At 56.6% G+C, this 24,204-nt stretch carries 15 protein-coding genes and 3 pseudogenes; 7 read left to right on the top strand and 11 right to left on the bottom strand.

Annotated elements, in window-relative coordinates; all coding sequences use genetic code 11:
• Positions 1 to 259: 259 nt before the first annotated feature.
• From BM348_RS17195 to BM348_RS17185, 3 genes are all read left to right on the top strand, one after another.
• Complete coding sequence (locus BM348_RS17195) at positions 260 to 1,270, top strand: aromatic ring-hydroxylating oxygenase subunit alpha (protein ID WP_092906797.1); 1,011 nt, start codon at positions 260 to 262, stop codon at positions 1,268 to 1,270.
• Between the two features lie 210 nt (positions 1,271 to 1,480).
• Complete coding sequence (locus BM348_RS17190) at positions 1,481 to 1,906, top strand: EamA family transporter (RefSeq protein WP_092906795.1); 426 nt, start codon at positions 1,481 to 1,483, stop codon at positions 1,904 to 1,906.
• Positions 1,907 to 2,264: 358 nt separating this feature from the next.
• A complete protein-coding gene (locus BM348_RS17185) occupies positions 2,265 to 3,383 on the top strand; it encodes a CobW family GTP-binding protein (protein WP_092906793.1) in 1,119 nt (372 codons plus the stop codon).
• A gap of 225 nt (positions 3,384 to 3,608) precedes the next feature.
• Here the strand turns inward: BM348_RS17185 and BM348_RS17180 are convergent, their stop codons facing one another.
• Together BM348_RS17180 and BM348_RS17175 are read right to left on the bottom strand one after the other, a co-directional pair.
• Positions 3,609 to 4,766, bottom strand: coding sequence for a glutathione-independent formaldehyde dehydrogenase (locus tag BM348_RS17180; RefSeq protein WP_092906791.1), 1,158 nt, complete (start codon positions 4,764 to 4,766; stop codon positions 3,609 to 3,611).
• Between the two features lie 550 nt (positions 4,767 to 5,316).
• A complete protein-coding gene (locus BM348_RS17175) occupies positions 5,317 to 5,760 on the bottom strand; it encodes a GlcG/HbpS family heme-binding protein (RefSeq protein WP_092906788.1) in 444 nt (147 codons plus the stop codon).
• A gap of 432 nt (positions 5,761 to 6,192) precedes the next feature.
• On the opposite strand from BM348_RS17175, the gene BM348_RS17170 reads away from it, so the two are divergent.
• Positions 6,193 to 8,766 carry a GcvT family protein gene (locus BM348_RS17170; protein ID WP_092906786.1) on the top strand — a complete coding sequence of 858 codons (2,574 nt, stop codon included), beginning with the start codon at positions 6,193 to 6,195 and terminating at the stop codon, positions 8,764 to 8,766.
• Positions 8,767 to 8,785: 19 nt separating this feature from the next.
• Positions 8,786 to 9,076, top strand: a pseudogene (locus tag BM348_RS17165) (molybdopterin dinucleotide binding domain-containing protein); the annotation flags it as partial.
• Positions 9,077 to 9,153: 77 nt separating this feature from the next.
• On the opposite strand, the gene BM348_RS21485 reads toward BM348_RS17165, so the two are convergent.
• A complete protein-coding gene (locus tag BM348_RS21485; protein WP_175507235.1) occupies positions 9,154 to 9,315 on the bottom strand; it encodes a hypothetical protein in 162 nt (53 codons plus the stop codon).
• 62 nt (positions 9,316 to 9,377) lie between these two features.
• Positions 9,378 to 9,710: pseudogene (locus tag BM348_RS17160) on the bottom strand (Rid family hydrolase).
• A 102-nt stretch (positions 9,711 to 9,812) separates the two neighbouring features.
• Between BM348_RS17160 and BM348_RS17155 the strand changes: the two are divergent.
• A complete protein-coding gene (locus BM348_RS17155) occupies positions 9,813 to 11,063 on the top strand; it encodes a serine hydroxymethyltransferase (protein WP_092906784.1) in 1,251 nt (416 codons plus the stop codon).
• A gap of 470 nt (positions 11,064 to 11,533) precedes the next feature.
• Here BM348_RS17155 and BM348_RS17150 read toward each other — a convergent pair whose 3' ends face one another.
• The 5 genes and pseudogenes from BM348_RS17150 to BM348_RS17130 all read right to left on the bottom strand — a co-directional run bounded on the left by BM348_RS17150 (position 11,534) and on the right by BM348_RS17130 (position 17,714).
• A complete protein-coding gene (locus BM348_RS17150) occupies positions 11,534 to 12,508 on the bottom strand; it encodes an ABC transporter substrate-binding protein (RefSeq protein WP_092907226.1) in 975 nt (324 codons plus the stop codon).
• A gap of 311 nt (positions 12,509 to 12,819) precedes the next feature.
• Positions 12,820 to 13,445 (bottom strand): annotated as a pseudogene (locus BM348_RS17145) (IS6 family transposase).
• A 345-nt stretch (positions 13,446 to 13,790) separates the two neighbouring features.
• The gene (locus BM348_RS17140) at positions 13,791 to 14,777 is read right to left on the bottom strand and encodes an asparaginase (protein WP_092906782.1); all 987 of its coding nucleotides are present in this window, start codon (positions 14,775 to 14,777) and stop codon (positions 13,791 to 13,793) included.
• Positions 14,778 to 14,982: 205 nt separating this feature from the next.
• Positions 14,983 to 16,752 carry a Na+/H+ antiporter NhaC family protein gene (locus BM348_RS17135; protein ID WP_175507234.1) on the bottom strand — a complete coding sequence of 590 codons (1,770 nt, stop codon included), beginning with the start codon at positions 16,750 to 16,752 and terminating at the stop codon, positions 14,983 to 14,985.
• Positions 16,753 to 16,949: 197 nt separating this feature from the next.
• The gene (locus BM348_RS17130; protein WP_092906780.1) at positions 16,950 to 17,714 is read right to left on the bottom strand and encodes an IclR family transcriptional regulator; all 765 of its coding nucleotides are present in this window, start codon (positions 17,712 to 17,714) and stop codon (positions 16,950 to 16,952) included.
• Positions 17,715 to 18,133: 419 nt separating this feature from the next.
• On the opposite strand from BM348_RS17130, the gene BM348_RS17125 reads away from it, so the two are divergent.
• The gene (locus tag BM348_RS17125; protein WP_092907222.1) at positions 18,134 to 19,369 is read left to right on the top strand and encodes a methylaspartate ammonia-lyase; all 1,236 of its coding nucleotides are present in this window, start codon (positions 18,134 to 18,136) and stop codon (positions 19,367 to 19,369) included.
• 1,071 nt (positions 19,370 to 20,440) lie between these two features.
• Here BM348_RS17125 and BM348_RS17120 read toward each other — a convergent pair.
• Together BM348_RS17120 and BM348_RS17115 are read right to left on the bottom strand one after the other, a co-directional pair.
• The gene (locus BM348_RS17120; RefSeq protein WP_217642038.1) at positions 20,441 to 22,573 is read right to left on the bottom strand and encodes a PAS domain S-box protein; all 2,133 of its coding nucleotides are present in this window, start codon (positions 22,571 to 22,573) and stop codon (positions 20,441 to 20,443) included.
• A 118-nt stretch (positions 22,574 to 22,691) separates the two neighbouring features.
• Positions 22,692 to 24,125 (bottom strand): response regulator, encoded by a 1,434-nt coding sequence (locus tag BM348_RS17115; protein ID WP_175507233.1) that lies wholly within the window; start codon positions 24,123 to 24,125, stop codon positions 22,692 to 22,694.
• Between the last annotated feature and the right edge of the window lie 79 nt (positions 24,126 to 24,204).

Raw genomic sequence — 24,204 nt, 5'->3', positions numbered from 1 at the left:
AACAAAAGGTTCGACATCTAAGGTTTTGTGTTTCACGATCTGTTTCCCGAGAATCCCTGCGTAAATACGGCGGTATCGGAGCGATTCAAGCGCATGAAGCGGCTCGACACTAGAACGTCGGTCGTAAGAGTCGCCGGCTCGAGACGGTCAAATCGATATCGCGGAGCTATCTGATATCCGAAGACGGAAACCGACCATATAATGGGATTCCATATAACTGGTGAACGCTTTTTCGGAACGCCCCCAAATGTGCTACCGCATGACGCAATGGAACCAAAGCCAGACCGAGGCGGTGAGCGCGGACATCACGGACGAGACAAACGCGCTGCCGGCCCGGTATTTCACCGATGGCGACGTCTTCGAGATGGAAAAAGAGAAGATTTTCGGCCAGTACTGGGTGTACGCCGGCCACGCCAACAGCATCAGCGATCCCGGCCAGTACTTCACGCGAACCCTCGGTGGCCGGAATCTGATCGTCGCTCGAGACGACGACGGTGACGTCCGCGCCGTGGCCAACTTCTCCGCTCGCGACGGCGACGTGCTCCTCGAGGACGCGCCGATGACCGATCCCCGTCGCGTCGATCCGGACGAGCTCGCCGATGCGGAGTCGATGCACGTCGACAGCATCGGGCCGCTGCTCTTCGTCAACCTCAGCGAGGATCCGATGCCGCTGGCCGAACAGGCCGGCGTCATGAAGGATCGACTCGAGGCGCTGCCCCTCGAGGAGTACGAACTTGCCACCCGGATCAGTTCGGAGGTCGAGTGCAACTGGAAGGTGTTCGCGAGCAACTACTCGGAGTGTGACCACTGCCAGGCCAACCACCAGGACTGGATCAAAGGCATCTCGCTCAACGAGTCCGAACTCGAGGTCAACGACTACCACTGGGTCCTCCACTACACGCACGCTGAGGATGTCGAGGACGAGATGCGGATCCACGACGAGCACGAGGCGCAGTTCCATTACCTCTGGCCGAACTTCACGGTCAACATGTACGGCACCGCCGACGGCTACGGCACCTACATCGTCGATCCGATCGACACCGACCGGTTCCAACTCATCGCGGACTACTACTTCCGCGACAGCGAACTCACCGACGAGGAACGCGAGTTCGTCCGCACGAGCCGCCAGCTCCAAGAGGAGGACTTCGAGCTGGTCGAGCGCCAGTGGCAAGGCCTCAAAACCGGCGCGCTCGCCCAGGCCCAACTCGGCCCCAACGAACACACCGTCCACCGCTTCCATCAGCTCGCTCAAGAGGCCTATAACTCGTAACTGATTCGAAACGTCGGAGCGGGAGACTCAGTCGATCGAATATGGAGTTCCGTTTTTCGGAGCACCGCGGTTCATTATCCGGGGTTGCTGTCGAGACATCACGTGCGAAGGGACTTATTCAGACGCAGAACAACCGTTAGCAGCGAGTATTTAAGCACCGGTCATATCGAACATTGTTTTTCATTAAATACCGGCGCGAAGACCGTACGGATGGAGTTCACTGAAATGGATTCGGGAATTTTGTTCGGCTTGATTACGATGACGTCATGGGGGATTTGGATAATCCTAGGCAACGCCGCGTCGGAGGCCATCGATCCGAGGACTGCCGCTGCGATCTCGTATCTCGTAGCGGGTTTCCTCGCGCTTGGATTCATCGTCGTTTCAGACGCATCGCTCGCCGTTACTGCGAGAGGAGGGATGCTTGCTGGCGCGGCAGGACTGTTCACCGGAATCGGCCTTATTTCGATGTACATCGGATTCACCCAGGGGTCAACGACGATGGTCTCTACTCTCGGTGCCATGTACTTCGTCGTAGCGGCCATCCTTGGTATCGTTGTTCTCGGAGACGATGCGACGATAACGAAATTTATTGGAATCGCATTCGCGGCTCTCAGTATCGCCCTGATCACTCGATAGACTGAATTTGTTCGATGGTCGTATGTGGGTCGGTGCTACCGAATACAGGCGAATCAAATCACACCTCCACCACGGAAGAGCAAGACAGGCCTTCCACGGGTTATCGACTGAGGGGGGTTCCGTATTTTGATAGACGAAACGGCACGCTTTCCCGTTCTCCGCAACACACCAAGTGAATTATGTGTTGTGGACGGTGCGAGCGAGTCTATACCGGACGTGTCCCTGTTCCGCCGCGATGCCAGCCACAGACACGGAACTTCGATAACGGGACCACTTCCGATAAAGGGGCAAACGACGAACCATCACTCCCGACGGTGACGGGAGATTCATTATCCGTCGGCACGAGATGTGATACGGAATGGTTACGTCTCTATCGGAGATTCCGATCACCGTTATCAGTGGACCGCTGGGTGCGGGTAAAACGACGCTTGTCAACCGACTGCTGAACGATCCCGGCGAAAGGCGAATCGCCGTCATCGTCAACGACATGGGCGAGGTCAACGTCGACGCGGAGTTGATCGCTGACGAGACGGAGGAGGGCGTCGTCGATCTCTCGAACGGGTGTATCTGCTGTCGGCTCCAGGGCGACCTCGTCGATCAAGCGACGCGGTTGGCCGAGGAGCGCTCGTTCGACTACCTCGCCGTCGAGGCGTCGGGAATCAGCGAACCGATTCCCATCGCTCGCGCGCTCACGGATGGGACAGAAGCGGACAGCCTTCCGGACCGGTTCCGCCTCGATACGACAGTCTCGGTCGTCGACGCCTACGGGTTCTGGAAAGCGTTCGATTCCGAGGAATCCCTTCCGGATGCCGCCCCGGACCCTGAGCGCCCGCTGACCGAGGTGTTAGTCGATCAGATCGAGTTCTGCGACGTGTTGTTGCTGAACAAGTGCGATATGGTACCCGACGATGCCCGGGAGTCTATCGAGGCCGCCATCCGCGAACTCCAGCCGCGTGCGACGCTTCATCGAACGACGTACAGCGATGTCGACCCGAGCGCCGTTCTCGACACCGGATCGTTCGACTTCGAAGCGGCACGGCGACAGCAAGGCTGGAAGCGAGCCTTGGCCGGAGACACAGCGAACGAGCATCCGGATCACGACCACAGTGACGACGCCGTTTCGGCGGCCGAGGCACACGGCGTCGAGTCGTTCGTCTATCGGCGAGACCGCCCCTTCCACCCCGAGCGGTTCGACGCGTGGCTCGACGACTGGGACGGCGAGATTATCCGCGCGAAAGGGTTCGCGTGGGTGGCGAGCCGCCCGGAGACGGTTCTCGGGGTAAGTCAGGCCGGTCCGTCCGTCCAGGCTGGCCCGATCGGCGAGTGGGGCGACGACGATCCGGTGACGCGGTTAGTGTTCATCGGCAGCGACCTCGACGAAGCGGCCGTGACCACCGAACTCGACGACTGTCTGGCGTCGTTTGACGAACGGACCGACGAGTACTCTACTGATCCCTTCCCCCGCAAATCCAATTGATCTCCTCCCGGGCCCGATCTATCTCGTTGCCGGGCGTTCCGACGCCCATCGAATCCCCGCAGTCGCCGTTGACCACCGCGGTGGCTATCGGTTGCGTCGTCCGTATCCGCGTCTCGTCCTAGCTCTCCTGTATCTAGGGTACGAAGGCTGTGAAGTGATTCGTTGCTCTCTCACGGAAGGTACCGTGGTGATGCGAAAAAACGGAAGTGGCTGATCGTGCGAGGGCTACGGTTCCAGCAGGACCTTCGTGACGCCTTCCTCGCGGTTGTCGAACTTCTCGTACATCTTTGGTGCGTCCTCCAGGTCGACGCGGTGGGAGACGACCCAGCTGGGGTCGGCGCGCCCCTCGACGATCATGTCGCGGAGCTCGCGGTTGTACTCCTTGACGTTGCACTGGCCGGTACCGAGCGCCTGTCCCTTCTCGAAGAGGAGGCCGAAGTCGATGCCGAGACGGCCCTGTGCGGCCATCTCGTCCGGTGCGCCGGGATCGTCGGGGACGTACAATCCCGGAATCCCGAGTTCGCCGGTCGGTCGGACCGTCCGGATGAGATTGTTGATGACGACAGCCGGGTTCTCGCGAGCGGGATCGTACGCGTCGTCGCCTTGCTTCTCCGGATCGATCGCCTGATATCCGACGGCGTCGACGCCCTTGTCCACGCCGCCGCCGTGGATATCCTTGATCTGTTCGACCGGGTCGCCCTCCTCGAAATTAATCGGCGTCGCGTCGCAGTGTTCCTCGGCCAGTTCGAGGCGGCTGGGAACGCGGTCGACGACGTAAATCTCGGCGGCACCTTTGAGCTTGGCGCTGTAGGCCGCCATCAGGCCCACCGGGCCGGCGCCGTAGATCGCGACGGAGTCACCGGACTCGAGATTTGCGAGTTCGGTGCCGTGCCAGCCGGTCGGGAAGATGTCCGCGAGCAGTGCGAACGAGTCCTCGTGTTCGTCTCCGTCGGGCAGTTTGAGTGCGTTGAAGTCCGCGTACGGAATGCGGAGTTCCTCGGCCTGACCGCCCTTGTACGGCCCCATCGCAACGTACCCGTACGCGCCCCCGGCGAATCCGGGATTGACGTTCGTACAGAAGCCGGTATAGCCGTTCTCGCAGTTCTCACAGAAGCCACAGGCGACGTTGAACGGCGCGACGACCCGGTCGCCCTCCTCGAGGGAGGTCACCGCATCGCCGACTTCGGTCACGATCCCCATGTTCTCGTGCCCGAACACGATCCCTGACTCTGCGGCCGTCCGTCCCTCGTACATGTGGAGGTCGGATCCGCAGATACACGTCGTCGTGATGTCGATTACGACGTCGTTTGGGTGCTCGATCTGTGGTTGTTCGACTTCTTCGACTGCTACCTCGCGTTCACCTTTGTAAACGACGGCATTCATGGACATTGATCGGTATCTCCACTGGAGTCTACGAGCGGCTCCTATTTATATTCATGACACTCTTCGGTAGTGAAAGCTCAATATATAAAAATATCAATCTGTAGTGCCGAGGGGTTCGCCCCACATGTCTGTACACCACCATTTCGTGGATTCTCCGTCGAGTTCGCTGGCCACTGGCGGTCGCGGCGTCGGCGCTAAAACAACGTATCGTGTCCCTGGTTGCAGCAGTCTCGAGCGACAGCGACGTCTCCAGCAGCGGTGATGGCCGTTTCCGCTACTGGAACGGAGAGATCGGCGTTGAGAGAGGGATTCGTTTGACTCGTCCGAGTATCGTCGTCGGGTATTTCATCCGGTGTTTTTCGTCCAGCGGCTACCGGATTATCCCGTTCCAATGAAGGACTTCGCCGGTGACGCGTTTGACATCACCCGTGATACTGAACCTCGATACAAACCGGTAAGAATTGCGCTTCAGTTGAGACACAGAAGCGCGACTGAGAGACGTCGGGAGTTCAGTTGCTTCCCGAACGGGTGTCTCCGAGTCTCCCGGCGATCAGTCGTTCGCCGTGACCGCTTCCTCTTTGAGCAGTTCGTTCCACCGTTCGACACCAGCTTCGGCGACCTCGCGGTCCTGGCTCACGGCACCACCGGAGACGCCGATCGAGCCGACGACCTCGCCGTCTCGCTCGAGCGGATAGCCGCCACCGAAGATGACGATCTGGCCGTCGTCGGTCGTCTGGAGGCCGTACAGGGAGTTGCCCGGTTCGGATGCCTCCGCCAGTTCGTGTGTCGGCATCTCCAGGGCGGCCGCCGTGTACGCCTTGTTACGCGAAATGCTCACGGAGGCCAACCAACCGCCGTCCATGCGGTGCTGGGCGATGAGATTCCCCTCGCTGTTTGCGACCGTGATCACCATCGGATTGTCGATCTCGTCCGCTTTCTCTTCTGTCGCTTCTATCAGCTTTTTCGCTGTCTCCAGCGGAATGGACTCTACCATGCAAGAGGAAGATGAAGACTTTCCATGAAATAACTTGCTATTATTTTCCCGACATGATGTATGATTTCTGTATATCCGTGGTGAATTATGGGCAATTGGTGCAACTATGTACGTATCTTCGGGTTTTGATTGCTTGGTTCAGATAGCTTCAAAGGGATCCCGTCACTCCGTGATTCACCCTCACTATCGCCAAACGTACTCTGCAATGTCACTTTGTGCTTTTCCGTAGCCTGGCCACTGTCTCGACTGATCTGTCCATGCACGGGATAGAGCGCCGTCGCTCGGCGATGGTGGCGTGAAATACAGTGATATCACCGTTATCTGCAGCCCCCTCCCCGAAACTCTACGTATAATTCTGCGACCACGTTTTGGGGAAATCCGAGTTGGCGATAATTATATTTGTACTCGACTGGCACCACGAAGTGTACGATTATGAACGCAGACGATAGCTTACCGGACCAAGCGGACACTGTTATTGTCGGTGCCGGTATCGTCGGGTGTAACTTGGCGTACCAGCTCACCGAACTCGGCCGAGACGACGTCGTCGTCGTCGATCAGGGCCCGATGCCAACCACTGGTGGATCTTCCAGCCACGCACCGGGAATCATGTTCCAGACCTCCGAGTCGAAGATCCTCTCGAAGTTCGCCAAGTACAGCCGGAACGTGTACTCGGAACTCGAGGACGACAACGGGGTCCAGGCCTACAAGGAAGTCGGCGGTATCGAGGTCGCTCGCAGCGACGAGCGGATGGACTTCCTCCAGCGACGCGTCGAGTGGGCCGAATCCTGGGGCCTCCCGAACTCGGAGATCCTTTCGCCCGAGGAAGTAGAAGAGAAGCTGCCGCTCGTCGACAGCGACGCGATTCAGGGAGGGTACTACTCGCCGACTGACGGCCAGGTGTCCGGCGTCGTCGCCTGCGCTGCCCTCGCCAGAGGAGCCATGGACCGGGGAGCGACGTTCGTTCCGCATACCCGCACCGAAGACGTCGAGACCGAGAACGGCTCGGTCAGCTCTGTTATCACCGAAAACGGGACTATAGAGTGTAACGAAGTCGTCATCGCGACGAACATCTGGGCGCGTCAGCTGGGTGAGAAACTCGACGTTCACCTCCCGGTGACGCCGGTCGAGCATCAGTACACGATGACCGAGCCGCTCGAGGAGCTCGCCGACAACCAGATCGACGTCAGCGACCACCCGCTGTACGAGGGTTACAAGGACGTCTCCGGCGAGAAGACCGATCGCCTGCTCGCGGGCCCCGACCGGCCGATCCTCCGCGATCAGGACAACGCGATGTACTTCCGTACCCACGGGGATTCGTACGGGATCGGGTCGTACAACCACGAACCCGTCGTTCCGGACCCGCGGGAGCTCGGCGGCAACGAGGAGGGCGGTGAACAGGGCTCGGTCCACAAATTCACCGAGTACCATATGAACAACGCGACCCACCCGGATCGACCGGACAAGGCCCCCCGACAGGCCAGCAACGAACTGCTACCGGCCACGGAGGGGAAGGAACTCGAACACAAGTACAACGGCATGTTCGCGGAATCCCCTAACGGCCTACCGGTAATGGGACCAGTCCAAAAGTACGACGGGCTCTGGACCGCGGCCGCAATCTGGGTCACTCACGCCGGCGGCGCCGGCAAAGCGCTCGCCGAGTGGATGGAAAACGGCGTCCCCCGTCTCTCCGACGGACCGATCGACCTCCGGCACTGCGATGTCAATCGGTTCGACGACCACGAAGGTAGCTGGGACTTCGCACGGGACATCGGCGGCGAGGAGTACCGCATCGTCTACAACATCATGCACCCGAAGTGGGTCTGGACGGATCATCAGCGCGACATCCGCCGCACGCCGATGTACCACAGCCACAAGGAACTCGACGCCGAGCTGTGGGCCGAAGCCGGGTGGGAGGAACCGCAGTGGTTCGAATCCAACGCCGACCTGCTCGCCGAGTACGGCGACCAGATTCCGGACCGTGAGGGCTGGGAAGGCAAGTACTGGTCGCCCATCGAGGGCGCGGAGGCGCTACACGTCCGCAACAAGGTCGGCCTCCACGACATGACCTCGTTCAATAAGATGGAGGTCGTCGGCAGCGACGCCGGAGACTTCGTTCAGCGCCTCTGTACGAACGACATGAGCCTCGACATTGGCGATGTCCGGTACACCTTGATGTGTAACGAGGAGGGTGGCATCCGTGCGGACATCACCGTCACGCGCGTCGACGACGACCGCTATCTCGTTCTGACGACCGGTCGCGAGGTCGGAAACAACCACGTCGCGTGGGTCCGCGAGCAGTCCCCCGAGGACGTGGTCGTCAACGACGTTACCTCGAGCCTGGCGGCGATGGTCTGTACCGGTCCGAACGCGCGGAAGGTGCTCTCGGAGGTGACGGACGTGGATCTCTCCGACGAGGCGTTCCCGTTCTTCACGAGTCAGCAGTTCTTCGTCAAGAACGTGCCCGTCACCGCGCTCCGAGTGTCCTACGCCGGCGAACTCGGCTGGGAGCTGTACACGCCCTCCGAGTACGGCGAGCAACTCTGGGAACATCTCATGGAGGCCGGCGAAGAGTACGACATTCGCCCGTACGGCAACGGCGCGCTAAACGCGCTGCGCATCGAGAAAGGGTTCCGGCTCTGGGGAGAGGACCTCCACACTGAGCACAACCCCTACGAAGCGGGCCTCGGGTGGGCTACCGACCTGGAGACCGACTTCATCGGCAAGGAAGCGGTCGTTGCAGCAGCCGAGGGTGACAACATCACCCACAAGGTCGCGTGCCTGACCCTCGACGACGAAGCGGCGACGATCCTTCCTCACCGTCCAATCTTCGACGGTGATGAATCGATCGGCTACGCACACAGCGCCGAGTACGGCTACACGGTCGGCGCCTGCGTCGTCTACACATACCTCCCACCGGAGTACGCCGAGCCCGGGACCGAACTCGAGATTCTGTACGAGGGCGAACGGTACGACGCCACCGTTCGCGAGGAACCGCTGCTCGACTAGAAAAAGCGCACTCGGCGTCGCCGACGGCGAGTACATCCGGGTCGAGTCTCGCCGCGGAGCCATCGTCGTCGAGGCCACCGTGACCGACCGCATCAGTAACGGGACGCTATTCATCCCGATGCAGTTTTCGCTGCCGGCGCGGTCGACAAGCTCACCCAGGAGAACTTCGACCTCACACACCGGAATTCCCGAGTACAAGGTGTCCAGCGTCCGCGTCGACTCGCTCGGATCGGACGCTGATCCGGACACGTTGCGGGCGCCCGACGCGGGAGCCGATAGCAACGGCAGAACCACAGCCAGCGACGACTGATCGTCGCGGGCGTCTCGCTCGTCAACGCTTCTATCCGAGTAACATTCTTGTATCGGAGCGGTCAGCCGAGTTGACCGTCAGGCTGCGCCGTAGCCGACTTCCTCTCGAAGTTCGTCCCACGATTCGTGGAACCCGTACGTCGCCTCCGACTCCGTGCTGATCGTATTCTGATACACGTCGTCGTACTGTAATAACTGCGTCCAGCCGTCGTGGTACCGGTAGCTACAGTATTGACACATGGTCGACCATACCACGCCGAATGGAAAAGGCGTATCGGTCATCCCGGGCAATCCGACTGAGACTACTCGATTACAGGAAGAGCCGCGATCTCCACTACGGCGCCTTTGGGAACGCGGCGACCTCGACGGCGCTTCTGGCTGGCGGCGCTTCATCGAAGAACTCGCTGTGTGACTGGTTGAACTCGTCGAAAGTTCACTATCGTCGAGGAATAGGGTCACCTGAAGACGTCGTCCAACGGTCCCCCTTCGGGCCGGAGAATCGCGCTGACGTTTTCGAGATATTGTTGAATCTGTTCGTCGACCGGCGCATCGTCGAGGAGTTCGCCGTCGGTCGTAAGCGGGAACTGACTCCCGGTGGAAAGCAGCCCACCGTTCGTCGTCACCTGACCTCCCACGGCTGCCGGAGGTCACCCGCACATCATATAAGACATATTATCTTTTGAGGTTGGATACCCGCTGCACGCAAGATACTTACCGTCCATTATCGACATTTATCTATGGCGTTCAACCAATCGCTTGAGCAGATAGATCCGAACACCGCCGAAGCCATTGACCTCGAGCGCGAGCGGCAGGAATCGACACTGGGGATGATCGCCTCCGAGAATCACGTCTCGAAAGCTGTGCTCGAAGCGCAGGGGAGCGTCCTCACGAACAAGTACGCCGAGGGATACCCCGGCGGCCGGTACTACGGCGGCTGCCAGCATGTCGACACGGTGGAGGAACTCGCGATCGAACGCGCGAAGGAACTGTTCGAGGTCGACCACGCCAACGTGCAACCCCACAGCGGCACGCAGGCCAATATGGGCGTCTACTTCTCCACGCTCGAACCGGGCGATAAGATACTGTCGCTGTCGCTGTCCCACGGCGGCCACCTCTCTCACGGTCACAGCGTCAACTTCTCGGGAGAGCTCTACGACGTCGAACAGTACGAGGTCGACCCCGAGACGGGGTACATCGATTACGACGAACTCGAGAGTCACGCGCGCGAATTCGACCCGGACATGATCGTCAGCGGCTCGTCGGCGTATCCCCGCGAATTCGAATACGAACGCATCGGCGATATCGCGGACGACGTCGACGCCTACCACCTCGCGGACATCGCTCACGTGACTGGCCTCATCGCGGCTGGCGTTCACTCGTCGCCGACCGAGCACGCGGACTTCGTCACCGGGAGTACCCACAAAACGATCCGCGCCGGCCGCGGCGGCATCATCATGTGCGACCAGGAGTTCGCGGACGACGTCGACTCCGCAGTGTTTCCCGGCGCGCAGGGCGGGCCGCTGATGCACAGCGTGGCCGGCAAGGCCGCAGGGTTCGCAGAAGCGGGCACCGATGAGTTCCAGTCCTACGCCATACAGACAATAGCTAACGCGAATACGCTCGCCGATACGTTCAACGACCGAGGACTCTCGCTGGTGAGTGGTGGAACGGACAAGCACCTACTGCTCGTCGACCTCCGTGACTCCCACCCCGATATCACGGGAAAGGAGGCCGAAGAGCTGCTGTCCGACGTCGATATCGTCGTTAACAAGAACACTGTCCCCGGCGAGACGCGGTCGCCGATGGTGACCAGCGGGATTCGCGTCGGTACGCCGGCGCTCACGACCCGTGGATTCGGAGAAAAAGAGATGAAAACCGTCGCCGACCTTATCGTTAACGTGCTCGACAATCCCGAAGACGACGACGTTCACGAACGGGTCGCTTCGACAGTCGAGCACCTTTGCCAGGAGTTTCCCATCTACGGGTAGCGGGTAGGCTATCGCTCCTCGAGGTCCGCGTCGGGCTGTGGCCCGTCTCGAATGTCGGCCGGCCGATCATCGGCAACGTTCCGGAGAAACTGGGGCGTTTGTCGCCACCGGTTACGGCTCGGCAGGATTACTCGCCATCGATCGGTTTCTTAGCTTCGATTTCACGTGCTGCCTCGAGAGTGAGGTTCAGTACCCTTGCCATTCAGATAAAACCTAGTCCAAAGCGTTTAGTGACCACACTGACCTTAGCTCTGTTTCGTATACCCGCTAACCACTATCGGATACCTCGATGGATTCGCACACCCATCCAACGGCTGTTTCAGTAGGGAAAGTGTTGGACCAATAGGATTTCAACAGGGCCAGTATGGAAGAATTTCGCACTGAGTACACCGAGGACGAACTCGAGAAGCTCGTCATCACTGCCTGAAACAGAAGCCGTTCCTCGGTAAGTAATTTATTTGTAAACCTTCTCAGATATTTCCTTGGACGATTTCTGCAATGCGTTCACGGTCGAATAGCGTAACGTCCTCGAACGAATCTGGATAGATATCTTTCGCCGCCCGGTCGGTATGGTAGAAATTGATAATTGGTCCCTGGTCGAGGTAGCCAGCGTTGTAGATGGCATCGTTCTGAACTGCTTGTATACTGTCAGATACGGTCTCCTCTTGTATTGGCTTGACAACTTTTTCTTGAAACTCAGATTCGGACGTTCCTCCGTAGTTTCGCACTAATAGTACCTCGGGATCGATTTCGATCAAGGCTTCTAGATCAAGTGTCCCTCTGTCAGAGAAACTATAGTGTCCTACATCCGTCTCCGCAAGTGCATCGGTCAAACCGAGTTCGCGCCACTGCTTGGTGCTGACTCCGCCATCATCAATCCGAAACGGATAGAATTGGGATCCTGATCCGTCGGCTGGAAAGACAAGTAAGGCAGTCGGTCGCTGGTCGGCCGGCGGCAAGTGCTCATCGATCAACTTGAGCATTCTCTCATGGAGCTCAACAAATGCTTGATATCGCTCTTGTGCCTGAAAGACCTCGGCCATTAATCCAAAGGCTTCATACAAGGTGTAGTAGCGATAATCGTGCCAGTCGTCACTATGTCGACGGATAAAATTGCCAAAGAAAGGACCGAGGCTTCTCTTAACTTCATCAACGTCAGCTTGATCCCAGCCGTACCAGAGTCGTAGCAGATGTGGGTCTATGAAGTGGGCATCCGCGTCCATTTTATAGAACAGCTCCCTACTCACGCCGTCTGCAACCAGTTCTACGATCTCATCCACGTTAAATTCTACACCTGGAAGGTCTTCGAAGGCTTCGTTCGCAAATCGATCGTGATTCTGAATGCCAAGCGTCTGTCCACCGCCTAGTGCGAACGCCATATCCGCGAAAGTTGGTAGTAATGCGGTCCATCGCTCGGGTGGGCCGTCGAACTCGACTGCACCCATTGGTTCGATTTCAACAGTGTATGAATCATCTAACTCACCCCCGGCGTTCTCTGACTGGGAAGCATCCAAACAGCCTGCAAATAAACCAGTACCCACAATTGCCCCGCCGTACTTCATGTAGTCACGCCGTGTTGGTGCCTCGTCACCGCTGGAATCATCCACCATATGATTTAGGCTGGCCTAATAGTTGATAGTGGTTCCGGTTTTGGCGAGCCAAAAAATTCCTCAGCGAGTAGTTTTCACATCTAGTTTGAGGGTACTGTCTAGTTTAGCACCTCGACTGGAGTCTGTCCGGTGAGTGATTGGTACTGTCATTGTGTGTGATAGTAGTGTACGAACTAATCAAGCCATTCTCTGACGCTCGCCCGACTGCCCACCCACGAATGATGGAAGCGGTCAACCCGCATCTTGAACGTCTAAAACCACTTTTCGATCAGGTTTCGCTCGTCGTAGTGGAGGTGACCGCGCAAGCCTAATCGAGAGAGGACAGTCAGATAGCCGTAGCCATCGACAAGAAGCACCGCTTCGGAGAGATCGTGTTGCTCGGTCAATCGATGCAGGAACGCAACGACTGGATCAGTGCCTCGCCGTCAGAACACTGCGACATCAAATATTAGGTGTGAGTCTAGATTAATTGCATCGTATACCCAAGACCAGCTGCCGTTGATCTTGACAGATTTTTATTAATTGCAACCCGCGGCGGCTGCGCAGTCGCGGGTCTGGAACGCTGTTAGCCAGCCGATGTACCTAGTGCCAGATTGCTTGATGAGACCGTTCGACGCCGATCAAGTGAAGAATTGCTTGTGTCTCTCGAAGTGAACAACCAGTCGCGTGGAACCGGACGGCGAACACCCTGACGCAATCGCCGTCCGCTCACGCTCCAAGCTTCATCAAATTCCGCCGCGTAGGACTCATTGAGCAGGTCTGCGAGTGACATAGCCAAATTAGCTCTCTGAGCTGCTCGCTTCTCAAACTGGGCTAACTAGACACTGCCTCCTACAACTATATGGAAAATTCCGATACTATTTCGGACGAATTCGCCGGTGAGGTCTACGCCTATCCTCGAAGGGATACGGTCGTTCTCGGGGGAGGTCGAATTCCCGTTTCTCCTAGTGCTTTCTTGGTCGGCGGCAAAAGCGAGCAAACTCGTGGGCGAAGCTATCGCCAGATCCATCCCCACTTACTGTGTCACGGGAATTTGCCGTCGCGGAGCGATCGGCTACACGAATACGTTCCAACTACTAACCACCTATTAAACATTTATCACTTTCAGAACCATCTTTCACACATACCCGTGGCCATCGATTTGACTGGAATCAAACGCCTCTAAAACCGTATCGCCTGGTTGTTGTGACAGAGCTACTAGGAGTTTGATTCGGGCCTTGTGGGCGGGAAGGTTCGATGCGAACAGTACACCCTCTTCTTCGAGAGCTGCACCACCCCCTTTGGAACCGTACACGGGCGAGACGACTCCGTTGTGACACCGCGTCGTAATAACGACGACAATATCATCGTCAACAGCGTCTCCGATGGAATCTGCAACGTCCGCGGGAACATTTCCGAGTCCGAGCGCGTCGACGACGATTCCATCGACACCGCGATCAATGGCGTGGTCGATCTGTCTTCCGTTGGTGTCCGTCGATGTCGGCACGACCTCGACGGTCGCCGTGATCTCTCGTGTGGGGATCGTCACCGATAGACTCACGGGACGGCGGTAAAACCAGAGGCCGTTCGGTGTCCTATCGGCGACTGGGCCGTAGTTGCCCGAATCGTACGCGTCGAGATTGCTGCTGTGGTCTTTCGTCACTGGTCGCGCTGCGTGAAGACGGTCGTTGAAGAAGACGTAGGCACCCGTCCGAACGTGATCGTGACTCGCTACCGCGAGGGCCCCACGAAGGTTTGCCGGTCCGTCGGGACTACGGCTATCGTACGGCCGTTGTGCTCCAGTGAGGACGACCGGTACGTCAACGTCGAGCACGATATCGAGGTAGTATGCGGTCTCTTCGATCGTATCGGTCCCGTGGAGGACGACGACGCCGTCCATCTCGTCGGCGACGGCTCGCACACGATCACTCAGTCTCACGAGATCGTTGATCGTCAGCTCTGAACTCGGGGTTTGCGTGAGTTGTTCCAATTCGATATCAACGTGTTCAAAGCTCTCGGGATAGGTCTGTACTAACTCCTGTACCGACTCGGTCGGGACCGTCCCGGTGTCGCTCGAGGTACTCACGATCGTGCCGCCGGTGGCAATGACGTACACAGTCGACATACATCGTACTGTCCGAACAAAACGTATATCGGTTATGATTGACATCGACCACGCCAACCCCCTGTCAGCGGGGACCCTCGCCGTTTACGGCGCGGAGAATACTGTGTCGGATAGCTCGTGTTGTATCTGTAACCAGATATCTATTTGAGCCACATCTCTACTTCTCTCTTCGTCAAAAACGATGAAACAGAAGTAAACCCTCCCGCTAGAAGCCGAGGGTCATGAACCCGAATACCAGACAGAGATACGCGATAACGATCCCGACTGCGGTCATCGGGATTGATTCGACGAAATTGTACCGGCCATTGATCTGTGTTGTGTCGGTTTTGGTTCCGTTTTCGATCGCATCGACATCAATTTCACCGTTGTCGATGGCCTCGGTAGTCGGCATGACTTCGGGCAAGTTCTTGCGGCGAGCATCGAACTTGTTCAGCGCGATAACGGCGCCCACGGTGATGACGACTGAGAGCGGGAGCAACACCAGTGGCGATGTCACACCGACCGCGTACAGGAGCAACATCAGTACCGTCACACCTGCTGCGGTCATCGCGAACGGAATCTGCGTGCGCACGTGATCGATGTGATCCGAACCGGCGAAAATCGAGGACATGACAGTCGTATCACTGATGGGTGAGACGTGATCGCCCCAGATCGCGCCACCGAACAGGACGCCCATGAGTACCGGCAGGATCGACAGTCCAGACAGTTCGTAGCCGAGCGGAATCGCGAGCGGCGTCAGAATAGCCATCGTTCCCCACGACGTTCCCGTCGTAAACGCGATGAACATCGCGGCGAGGAAGATCAGTAGCGGCAGGAACGAACCTGGGACGCCGCTGTTGACCATCACGTCGACGATGTACTGGGCTGTCCCAACCTGTTCAGCCGCGTGGCCGATACTCCAGGCCAGCACGATGATCGCCGCCGCGATCATCATCGTCTTGAACCCGCTAATTACGGTATCGCTCGCTTCCTCGAGGTCCATCGTTCCGAATCCGATGGAACCGAGCATGCCGACGGCCATGAACGCGAATGAACCGTATAGGAGGCCGAGTGCGACATCGGTTTCCTGGAACGCAGTCGCGATATCGACGCCGGACTGATGGCCTCCACCGAGCCACCACATCGAGACGAGTCCGACCACCAGAAGAGAAAGGATCGGCGCGAAGAAATTGATCAGCGTCGGGTTCTTCTCGCTTGGCTCACCAACGTCGGTCTCGATATCCGAGAGGGGCGTCGCGTCGTCCCGGCGAGTCTTTTTTTCTTTGCGCGAACGCCACTCAGCGTTCAGCATCGGACCATAGAACCGCTGGGTGATCGAAATGAACCCAACCATGAAGAACGCTAGGAAACAGTAGATGTTCCACGGAATGCTCTGCAAGAAGAGCCCGAATGCGGTGAGACCGACTTCTTCAGCGGTGAACTGGGCGGCTTCGAACCCAACGATGATCATCGATACTTGATATCCAATCCAGTTTGATACGGGTCCGAAGGTCGTAACCGGCGAGGTCGTCGAGTCCAGCACGTAGGCGTGCATCTCTCGGGAGGTGTTGTTTTCCTGAGATAGCTCGCGAGTCGCGTTCCCGGTCACGATGGTGCTCGTATACGAGTCGAAGAAAATGAAAATCCCAATGAGCCACGTTAGGATTTGCGAGTCACGTGCCGTATTTACCCGATGACCGATCCAGTTCTGGAGCGCAATGATACCACCTGATTTGTAAATGAACGCGGCACCAGCGCCCATGAACATGATCAACAGTAAGAATTTGGTATCGAACGGCGATCTGACGACTTCGACGAGCCAGTCCATCGATAGCGCCGTCGCCGCGATCGGATTCCAGTCGGCGATCATCAACGCACCAATCCAGACCCCGGCGAACAACGACACGAGCACCTGCCGCGTATACATCGCGAGTACGATCGCGAGAACCGGCGGTGCCAGTGCGAGTGCTGCAACCGGAAGCGATTCGTATGACATACACACTCAATGAGAGAATTACACTATTTTAATCTTTTGAATGAGGATAAGGAAGCGATCAGATGGACACACAGTGGCGTCCCCTATAGGATATCCAACATATATAGCTGGAGAATAGATGTATACAGCATTTCGATTTGTGAGTATCGCGGCCACAATCGGTCGGTTATCGGTTCTTTTGTCGATCTCGAAAACGACTACAGGAGCCCCTGTGAGACTAGTTCCGTCTCGAAATCCGGCACAACTCGCTGCAGAATGTCGGGAAATTCCTGGTGGAGGTCGGCATCCTCGATTCGGTACGCCGGACCGGAGATGGTGAACCCGCCGATGACGGCCCCATTGGGACCCTCGGCGACAACACCGGCGACGCGTTTGCCCGGAATTGATTCCTGATCGTTGATGGCATAGCCCCGTTCCCGAGTGCGCTCAAGTTCGGCATCGAGCTCCGCCCGCGATGTGATCGTCTCCTCGGTGAGTTCCGGGAGACCCCACCGGCTGGTGATTTCGTCGACGCGTGACTCCGGCAATCGAGCGAGGATCGCTTTCCCGATGGCCGTCGTATGCATATACTCGTAGTTGTTGAGCCGAGAACTTGGCTTGGCTGAACTACCGACCGAATCAAACAGCGTCACGATGCGACCGTTTTCCTCGATCCCGAAATCGGATTCCTCGTTCGACTGCTCAGCGAGTTCGATGACGTACTTGCCCGCCAGCTCGAATACTTTGCTGCGGTTCCGGACGTACATTCCGATGTGATAGAACCGCGCCCCGAGTCGGTATTCGTCCCCATCCGAAGCGACGTAGCCGTGTTTCGCGAGGGTATAAAGGTGTTTGTAGATGGTGCTTTCGGATAGCTCGAGCATCGCCGCGAGTTCGGCCGGCGTCGCCCCGTCGAGTTCCTGAATCGCCTCGATCACCACCAACGATGTTTCAGTCGTCGTCAAAAGTTGACTTTCGTTCATACTGTCTCTTTCTCTCCAGGCCTTATAAATCCATGTATCATAGAATTTTCGTTATTCACCGTAGCAACCATCTATTGGTGATATTAATAGCAGGACACTCCTCCCTTGCTCAGTACGGGTCCTGGCACCCGTGCCTTTTGATTTTATCTCCTTTGGGAAGACTGACCGCCTTCCTCACCGCATCCGAGTCGCTGAATTGGAACACGGCTAATTTGCCCGCCTCGTACCACCACCCATAATACACTCATATGAATGTAAATAACGCTTTCCTCGCCAGCCCAACAAAGAACTGCGTCAGGAATCGTTCTATGTATTATAGAATTGAATTCGCCATCAAATTGGACGTAGCGCAAATCAACGATTGGTCTATAATAGGAATTTATATATGGCCCCTCAATAAATACTTACATGGACGGAAAATGACAGAGATAGCTAACGTAACCGCAGTTGTAACGACAGGTGGGTACTACTTCGACGATAAGGAAGCTATCGTGTCGAATGCAGAACGAGACGGATTTCTGTACAAAGGAAAAGCAATTACCCCGGGATTTACCGATGTCCGTCAGCCGGCCGAAGCAGCGAGTGTAATAATCGAACTCGAAGACGGTCGAACCGCTCTCGGTGATTGTACAGCGGTCCAATACTCCGGGTTCGGTGGTCGCGATGCGTTTTTCACTGCAGAGGACCACCTTGACGAAATCGAGACGACGATTTCGGAGGCCCTCGTTGGTCGAGATGCCAGTGCGTTTACGACCAATGTCGAGATTCTGAGCGACATAGCTGACACGGAAGAGTTACACACGGCAGTCCGATACGGGGTCTCCCAAGCGTTACTGGATGCCGCAGCGACGGCTTCTGCACAGACGATGACGGAGGTAATCACTGACGAATACAGTATCGACCGTTCGCCCCAACCGGTTCCAATCTTCTGTCAAAGCGGCAGTGACCGCCGTCGAAACGCCGAAAAAATGATTCTCAAAGAGGTTCCCGTTCTTCCCCACGGGCTGTTTAATTCGGTAGACGAGATCGGCCAAGAGGGAGAACGGCTCCTTGGATATCTGGATTGGCTTAGCGATCGAGTGACCGAACTCGGTTCTCCAGAGTACGACCCAACGTTTCACGTAGATATCTACGGGACGGTTGGCGAAATCTTTGCACCTCCGTACGATCGTGACGAGGTTATAGACTACTTCGCAGCGCTCGACGATGCTGCATCGCCGTATTCACTTCAAATAGAAAGCCCGATCGAAGCAGGATCACGCGACGAGCAGATCCACGTGCTCGGAGCACTCCGAGACGCCCTAACCGAGTGTTCGGTGCCCGTAGATATCATCGCCGACGAGTTTTGTAATACCTACGATGACGTCACTGCATTTGTCGATTCCGGCGCCGTCGATGTTGCCCAGATCAAGACGCCCGATCTCGGTGAAATCACTGCAAGTATCGATGCTGTCCAATACTGCGAAAACACCGATACGCGTGCATACTTAGGCGGAAGCTGTGCGGAAACAGATGTCTCTGCTCGGGTCTGTGCACAAATGGCGCTCGCAACGCAACCGGAACAGATACTGGCCAAGCCCGGAATGGGGGTCGATGAAGGATATCAGATCATTGCCAACGAGATGGCTCGGACGTCCTATCGAATAAGCAATTGACGACCTTCAAGTAGCGATCAAATTATTTTGAGTTTTGTAGAGTTAGGGTGGACACCGCCTAGCTAATGGAGTTGAATATTCGATACCATCTTTCTGAGATATCATATTTATATACTAATAAATGACTCGAGAGTCCTCTTTTAGCTGAATTGAGGCGTTAAGCCCCCTTCCTCAGCGAGCGCCGAAGGCACAAGCAGAAGGGGGATACAACGCCGACCGTCTTTCTTGCATACACGTAGTTTAGAGTTCGAGTGAGACGGCCCGTCCATAGGGGAACGGCTGTGTACTGGTGGACCGCGGGTCGTGAAGTTTGGAGCGGATACTCTTTGAGAACCAACCACTCTTGTATTTGTCAATAAACTCAATACATAGAATTGTTATTATACTGCAATTCAGTTTAGTTTGGCTCGGTCCCTCTGTTTGCAGTTACCGGCTACCTCACGTCGTCTTGCTGCTGTACTCATCGCTCGAGATACGCGGTATTCCTAAGTGAGGTCTCTCGTCGATAGTGACGGCAGGTGATCGATTGCTTTCCAGAAGTATTGATCCATCAATCATGGTATTCAGCTCGAAACCTCTATAGAAGTGCTTTATCTAGTAAAAATCGAGCTAACTAGTCAGCATAGTCATTTATACAGCACCAATCACGCCCGTCCACTATTTTGAAGGATCTAAACAATTCTCTATGTCTGATTATTGTAACAGCCAAATTATTTAGCATTCCGGTGAGGGTAAGACCGAGAACAGATTCAGTACCGTCTCTCGACTTTCGACGGGGTCGAAACGCCACGGAAGAACTTCGAGCGAAAAGGCGAAAGCGTGAATAAACCTGGTCAGCGCCTGGCCCGTGACGGAGACAGGAAACTGTACGGTCCAGACCAGTTCGGTGGGGCCGACGTGGTAGGATACAGGCTCGCTCAGTAGTAAAGTTATAAAAGCGAAATTGTGACGAAAGGATACTCGATCGACGAAACGACGAGATTACGGTGGTACAAACTGTCTGATCGGTTTGAACCGATATCAATCGGCGGTGGCCGGATCCGACTCATCGACGACGGTTGTGCGCGTGGTTCACTCGAGTTCGATTTCGAACCGAGCACCACCTCGCTGTTCGTTCGTCGCTGTAATATCCCACCCGTGGCGCTCGGCGACCTCCTTGACGATATTGAGGCCAAACCCCGTACCATCGGCGGCGGTCGTGTAGCCTGCGTTAAATATCTCCGCGCCGTCCGTCTCTGGAAGCCCGGGGCCGTCGTCGGCGATAAAGAATCCGGTTTCTGTGTCCCCAACCGTGATCGTCACGTCGGGGCCACCGTGTTCAATGGCGTTCTGTACGAGATTCGAAAGGAGTTGGTAGAGTTGATCGTGGTCTGCCCTGAGTGTCCGTTCGGTTTCGACCCTGAGGGTCGCGTTCTCCGTTGAGATCGTCTCCCAACACGACCGAAGGATTGCGGGTAACCGTACCGGTTCGATGTCCATCGTCTCTTCGCCCGCTTGCGCGAACAGCAGTAAGTCCTCGATCAGCGTCTCCATCTGACCCAACGCGTCGCTGATCTCGTCTATGTGGTCGCTATGACAATCTTCGCGCAGCAATTCAAGGTGTCCACCCGCGACCTGTAATGGATTCCGTAGATCGTGGCTTACGACGCTCGCGAACCGATCCAACCGCTCGTTTTGCTGGACGAGTTCGCGTTCGCGCCCCACTTGCTCGCTGATGTCGCGGTCAATTGCAAAGAACCGATCGTCGCCGTCCAGGTCGAGACGGATGATGTGGATCTCGATCGGAAACGTCGATCCGTCTTTCCGCTCGAGTTTCCCTTCGAACCGTTGTGGCGTGTTCGGTGGTAGCGATTCCCAGAACGCTCGCGATCGGTCGGGATCCGCCGTCGGATCGAGGTCCCAGACGTCTCGGTCGAGGAGTTCCTCCCGCGTGTATCCGAGTTCTTCGCACAGTCGTTGGTTGACGCCGCGGATACCGCCGTCGATATCGTGGACGGCGATCATATCCGGCGAGTGCTCGAAGATCGCTTCAAGGCGGGACGCCTGTGACTGTAATCGTTCCTCGTACAGTTTCTGGTCCGTAATATCGTCCTGAAACCCGACGAAGAGATCGAGGTCACCGTCGTCGTCGAACAACGGTGCGATGCGGACACGGTTCCAAAACTCCGTGCCGTCTTTCCGGTAGTTCCGTAACTCGACAGTAGCCGGTTCCCGATCGTCGATCGCGGTTCGAAGCTTCGCGATCGGATCGTCCTCGGTTGCCCGACCCTGGAGGAATCGGCAGTTCCGCCCAATCACCTCTGGTTTCTCGTAGCCGGTGAGTTCGGTGAACTCGTCGTTCGCGTAGATGATCGGATTGTCCGTTTGATGAGGGTCTGTCAGGAGAATTCCGATCGGTGCCTCGTCCATCGCTTGCTCCTTCGCGGATAGGTTGGTCGTCGTTCCGTCAGCACGCGTCGGTGGTGTGAACGTACAGATGAGCGAGTCGTCGTCAGTATACGAGAGCGTGTGCTCGACCTCGAGTTCCGTTCCATCCTTCCGAACGAACGATGTGGTGCCGTGCCAGCGCCCATCGCGGGCGTCCGGAATGAGAACGTCGTAGACGCGGTCGATATCGTCCTCGTGGTAGAGGGCCTCCCAGTGGAGCCCGACGAGTTCCTCACGCTCGTAGCCGAGGAGGTCAGCGTAGGCGGCGTTCGCGTACTCGATGTACCCCTCGTTGCTGAGAATTCCGATACCGTCTTGTGCGGTTTCAATGGCTTCGAGGCCTCTATTTAGGTATCGTTCGGCCCAGTATCGTTCGATGGCGTTCTGGACCCTGTTGGCGAGGACGCGGTACTGTTCGGTTCCGCCGGCTTTCTGCAAGTAGTCGGTAACACCTGCAGTGATTGCCTCACTGGCGATCTCTTCGCTGCCTTTGCCCGTAAAGAGAATAAACGGAAGATCGGGATGGGTCTCACGGACACGCGCTAAAAGCTCGAGTCCGTCGAGACCGGGCATTTCGTAATCACTGATGACACAGTCGAAAGCCGACTCGCGCATCTCGAGTCTCTCGAGGGCGGCTTCGGGATCGGTCTCGGTGTGGACACTGAAGCTGTCGCGTTCGCGCTCGAGAAACGTTGCGACCAGATCCGCGAAGCTGGAATCGTCGTCGATATGGAGGATTTCGATCGTCTTCGAATCAGGAAGCAGTGTTGAATCCATGTCTACTCTGTCCTCGCCGTACATAGTGTCGTATACTGGTCGACAATAATCGTCTTATCGGTTGTGTCACATACCACAGTTGGTTTTCGTCCAGCAGTGTTCGAGCTCGTTTGTGACCTCATCGGTCAGCAGCCCGGTTCGACGTTGTAAAGTTAAATCGAGCACCTCCATCAGACCCGTCTCGAATCTCCGTATCCCATCCGTGCGCGAGAGCTATCTGTTGAATGCTAACGAGTCCTGTTCCGGTTCCACCTTTTTTCGTCGTATATCCTGGCTCGAAGACGTTTTCACGCTCGTCCTTCGGGATTCCCGGCCCATCATCTTCGACGTAGAAACCATCTGCGAGTGAGCCCACTCGAACTGTTGCCGTATTATCCCCGTGTTCAAACGCATTGCGGACCAGATTTTCGAACATCCGCTGTAATGCCATTTCGTTCGCTTCGATCCGAATGCCTTCCTCTACTTCCCTCGTTGCGTCCGCTGTTGCCTGAGATTGCCATGCTCGATCGAATACGTCATCCACCGCAACCGTGGCAACCTCCTCTACGATACTGCCGGCCTGCATTGCCGTTGTCAGTTCGTCTAACATCCCTTCGGCTCGGTCTATCGACTCCTCGACAGCCTCGAAGTGTTCTTGCTCGCCCGTATCGCGTGCCAGTTCGAGACGGCCGTGTGCAATTTGGTGGATATTTCCGAGGTCATGAGAGAGGACATTTCCGAATCCCTCGAGTTGTATGATAGTCGCGTTCAGGGACTGATTTTTCCGTTTTCTCGATGTTATATCGGACACGACCGTGACCACGTATTGAATTTCGTCGTGTTCGTCCCACAGCGGGGCGGCGTTTATCGAGACCCATACGACGTCTCCATCGGCCCGTCTGATACCGTGTTGGATTTCGTATACCGATTCGCCGCTCTCACGTACACGCCCGAACGGCAACGCGTCCTTCGAAATCGAACACCCGTCTTCATCCACGACGTCCCATTCGGCGTCATCGAAAGAGCGACTCGTTATCTCTGATTCGGGGAGGTCGAGAATCGTTTCGGCGCGTTCGTTTGCTCGAACAATTTCTCCGCACTCATCTAGCACGATGATGGCCGACGGATTGAGATTGAGAACGCGCGTGAGAAATTCCCGATTCCGGCGGAGCTCGCGCTCGGTTCGGTGCCGGTCGACGCTGTTTCGAATGCGGTTTGCAAGCACCTCGTACTGCTCGGTCCCCCCTGCCTTCTGTAAGTAATCGGTGACGCCGCGACTGATCGCCGTGCTTGCGATTTCTTCGCTCCCCTTACCGGTAAAGAGGATGAACGGCATCTCCGGGTGTGATTCTCGAACCGCCTCGAAAAAATCTAACCCATTCGTTTCCGGCATATCGTAATCGCTAACGACACAATCAACGCTGCCCTTCTGGAGTTGGCTGAGTCCATCCTCTACGGACGTCTCGGTAACGACCTCGAGCGCCTCATCTTCCGATTCGAGAAATGACGTAACAACGTCACTGAAATTAGGGTCGTCATCGACGTGTAAGACTCGTGTGATTTCAGCCGACATAGTAAGTACGACCATTGAATTGGCTCTGTTTTTCAGATATCGACTATCGTTGGGAAAGACAGATAAAACTAGTGGACAC

This window comes from Halostagnicola kamekurae (genome assembly GCF_900116205.1).
Taxonomy (GTDB): domain Archaea; phylum Halobacteriota; class Halobacteria; order Halobacteriales; family Natrialbaceae; genus Halostagnicola; species Halostagnicola kamekurae.
This window is presented reverse-complemented; position numbering and strand designations above follow the sequence as displayed.

Coding starts and splice junctions, on each gene's coding strand:
- BM348_RS17195 (WP_092906797.1), top strand. CDS start 260: ATGACGCAATGGAACCAAAGCCAGACCGAGGCGGTGAGCGCGGACATC.
- BM348_RS17190 (WP_092906795.1), top strand. CDS start 1,481: ATGGAGTTCACTGAAATGGATTCGGGAATTTTGTTCGGCTTGATTACG.
- BM348_RS17185 (WP_092906793.1), top strand. CDS start 2,265: ATGGTTACGTCTCTATCGGAGATTCCGATCACCGTTATCAGTGGACCG.
- BM348_RS17180 (WP_092906791.1), bottom strand. CDS start 4,766: ATGAATGCCGTCGTTTACAAAGGTGAACGCGAGGTAGCAGTCGAAGAA.
- BM348_RS17175 (WP_092906788.1), bottom strand. CDS start 5,760: ATGGTAGAGTCCATTCCGCTGGAGACAGCGAAAAAGCTGATAGAAGCG.
- BM348_RS17170 (WP_092906786.1), top strand. CDS start 6,193: ATGAACGCAGACGATAGCTTACCGGACCAAGCGGACACTGTTATTGTC.
- BM348_RS21485 (WP_175507235.1), bottom strand. CDS start 9,315: ATGTGTCAATACTGTAGCTACCGGTACCACGACGGCTGGACGCAGTTA.
- BM348_RS17155 (WP_092906784.1), top strand. CDS start 9,813: ATGGCGTTCAACCAATCGCTTGAGCAGATAGATCCGAACACCGCCGAA.
- BM348_RS17150 (WP_092907226.1), bottom strand. CDS start 12,508: ATGGGTGCAGTCGAGTTCGACGGCCCACCCGAGCGATGGACCGCATTA.
- BM348_RS17140 (WP_092906782.1), bottom strand. CDS start 14,777: ATGTCGACTGTGTACGTCATTGCCACCGGCGGCACGATCGTGAGTACC.
- BM348_RS17135 (WP_175507234.1), bottom strand. CDS start 16,752: ATGTCATACGAATCGCTTCCGGTTGCAGCACTCGCACTGGCACCGCCG.
- BM348_RS17130 (WP_092906780.1), bottom strand. CDS start 17,714: ATGAACGAAAGTCAACTTTTGACGACGACTGAAACATCGTTGGTGGTG.
- BM348_RS17125 (WP_092907222.1), top strand. CDS start 18,134: ATGACAGAGATAGCTAACGTAACCGCAGTTGTAACGACAGGTGGGTAC.
- BM348_RS17120 (WP_217642038.1), bottom strand. CDS start 22,573: ATGGATTCAACACTGCTTCCTGATTCGAAGACGATCGAAATCCTCCAT.
- BM348_RS17115 (WP_175507233.1), bottom strand. CDS start 24,125: ATGTCGGCTGAAATCACACGAGTCTTACACGTCGATGACGACCCTAAT.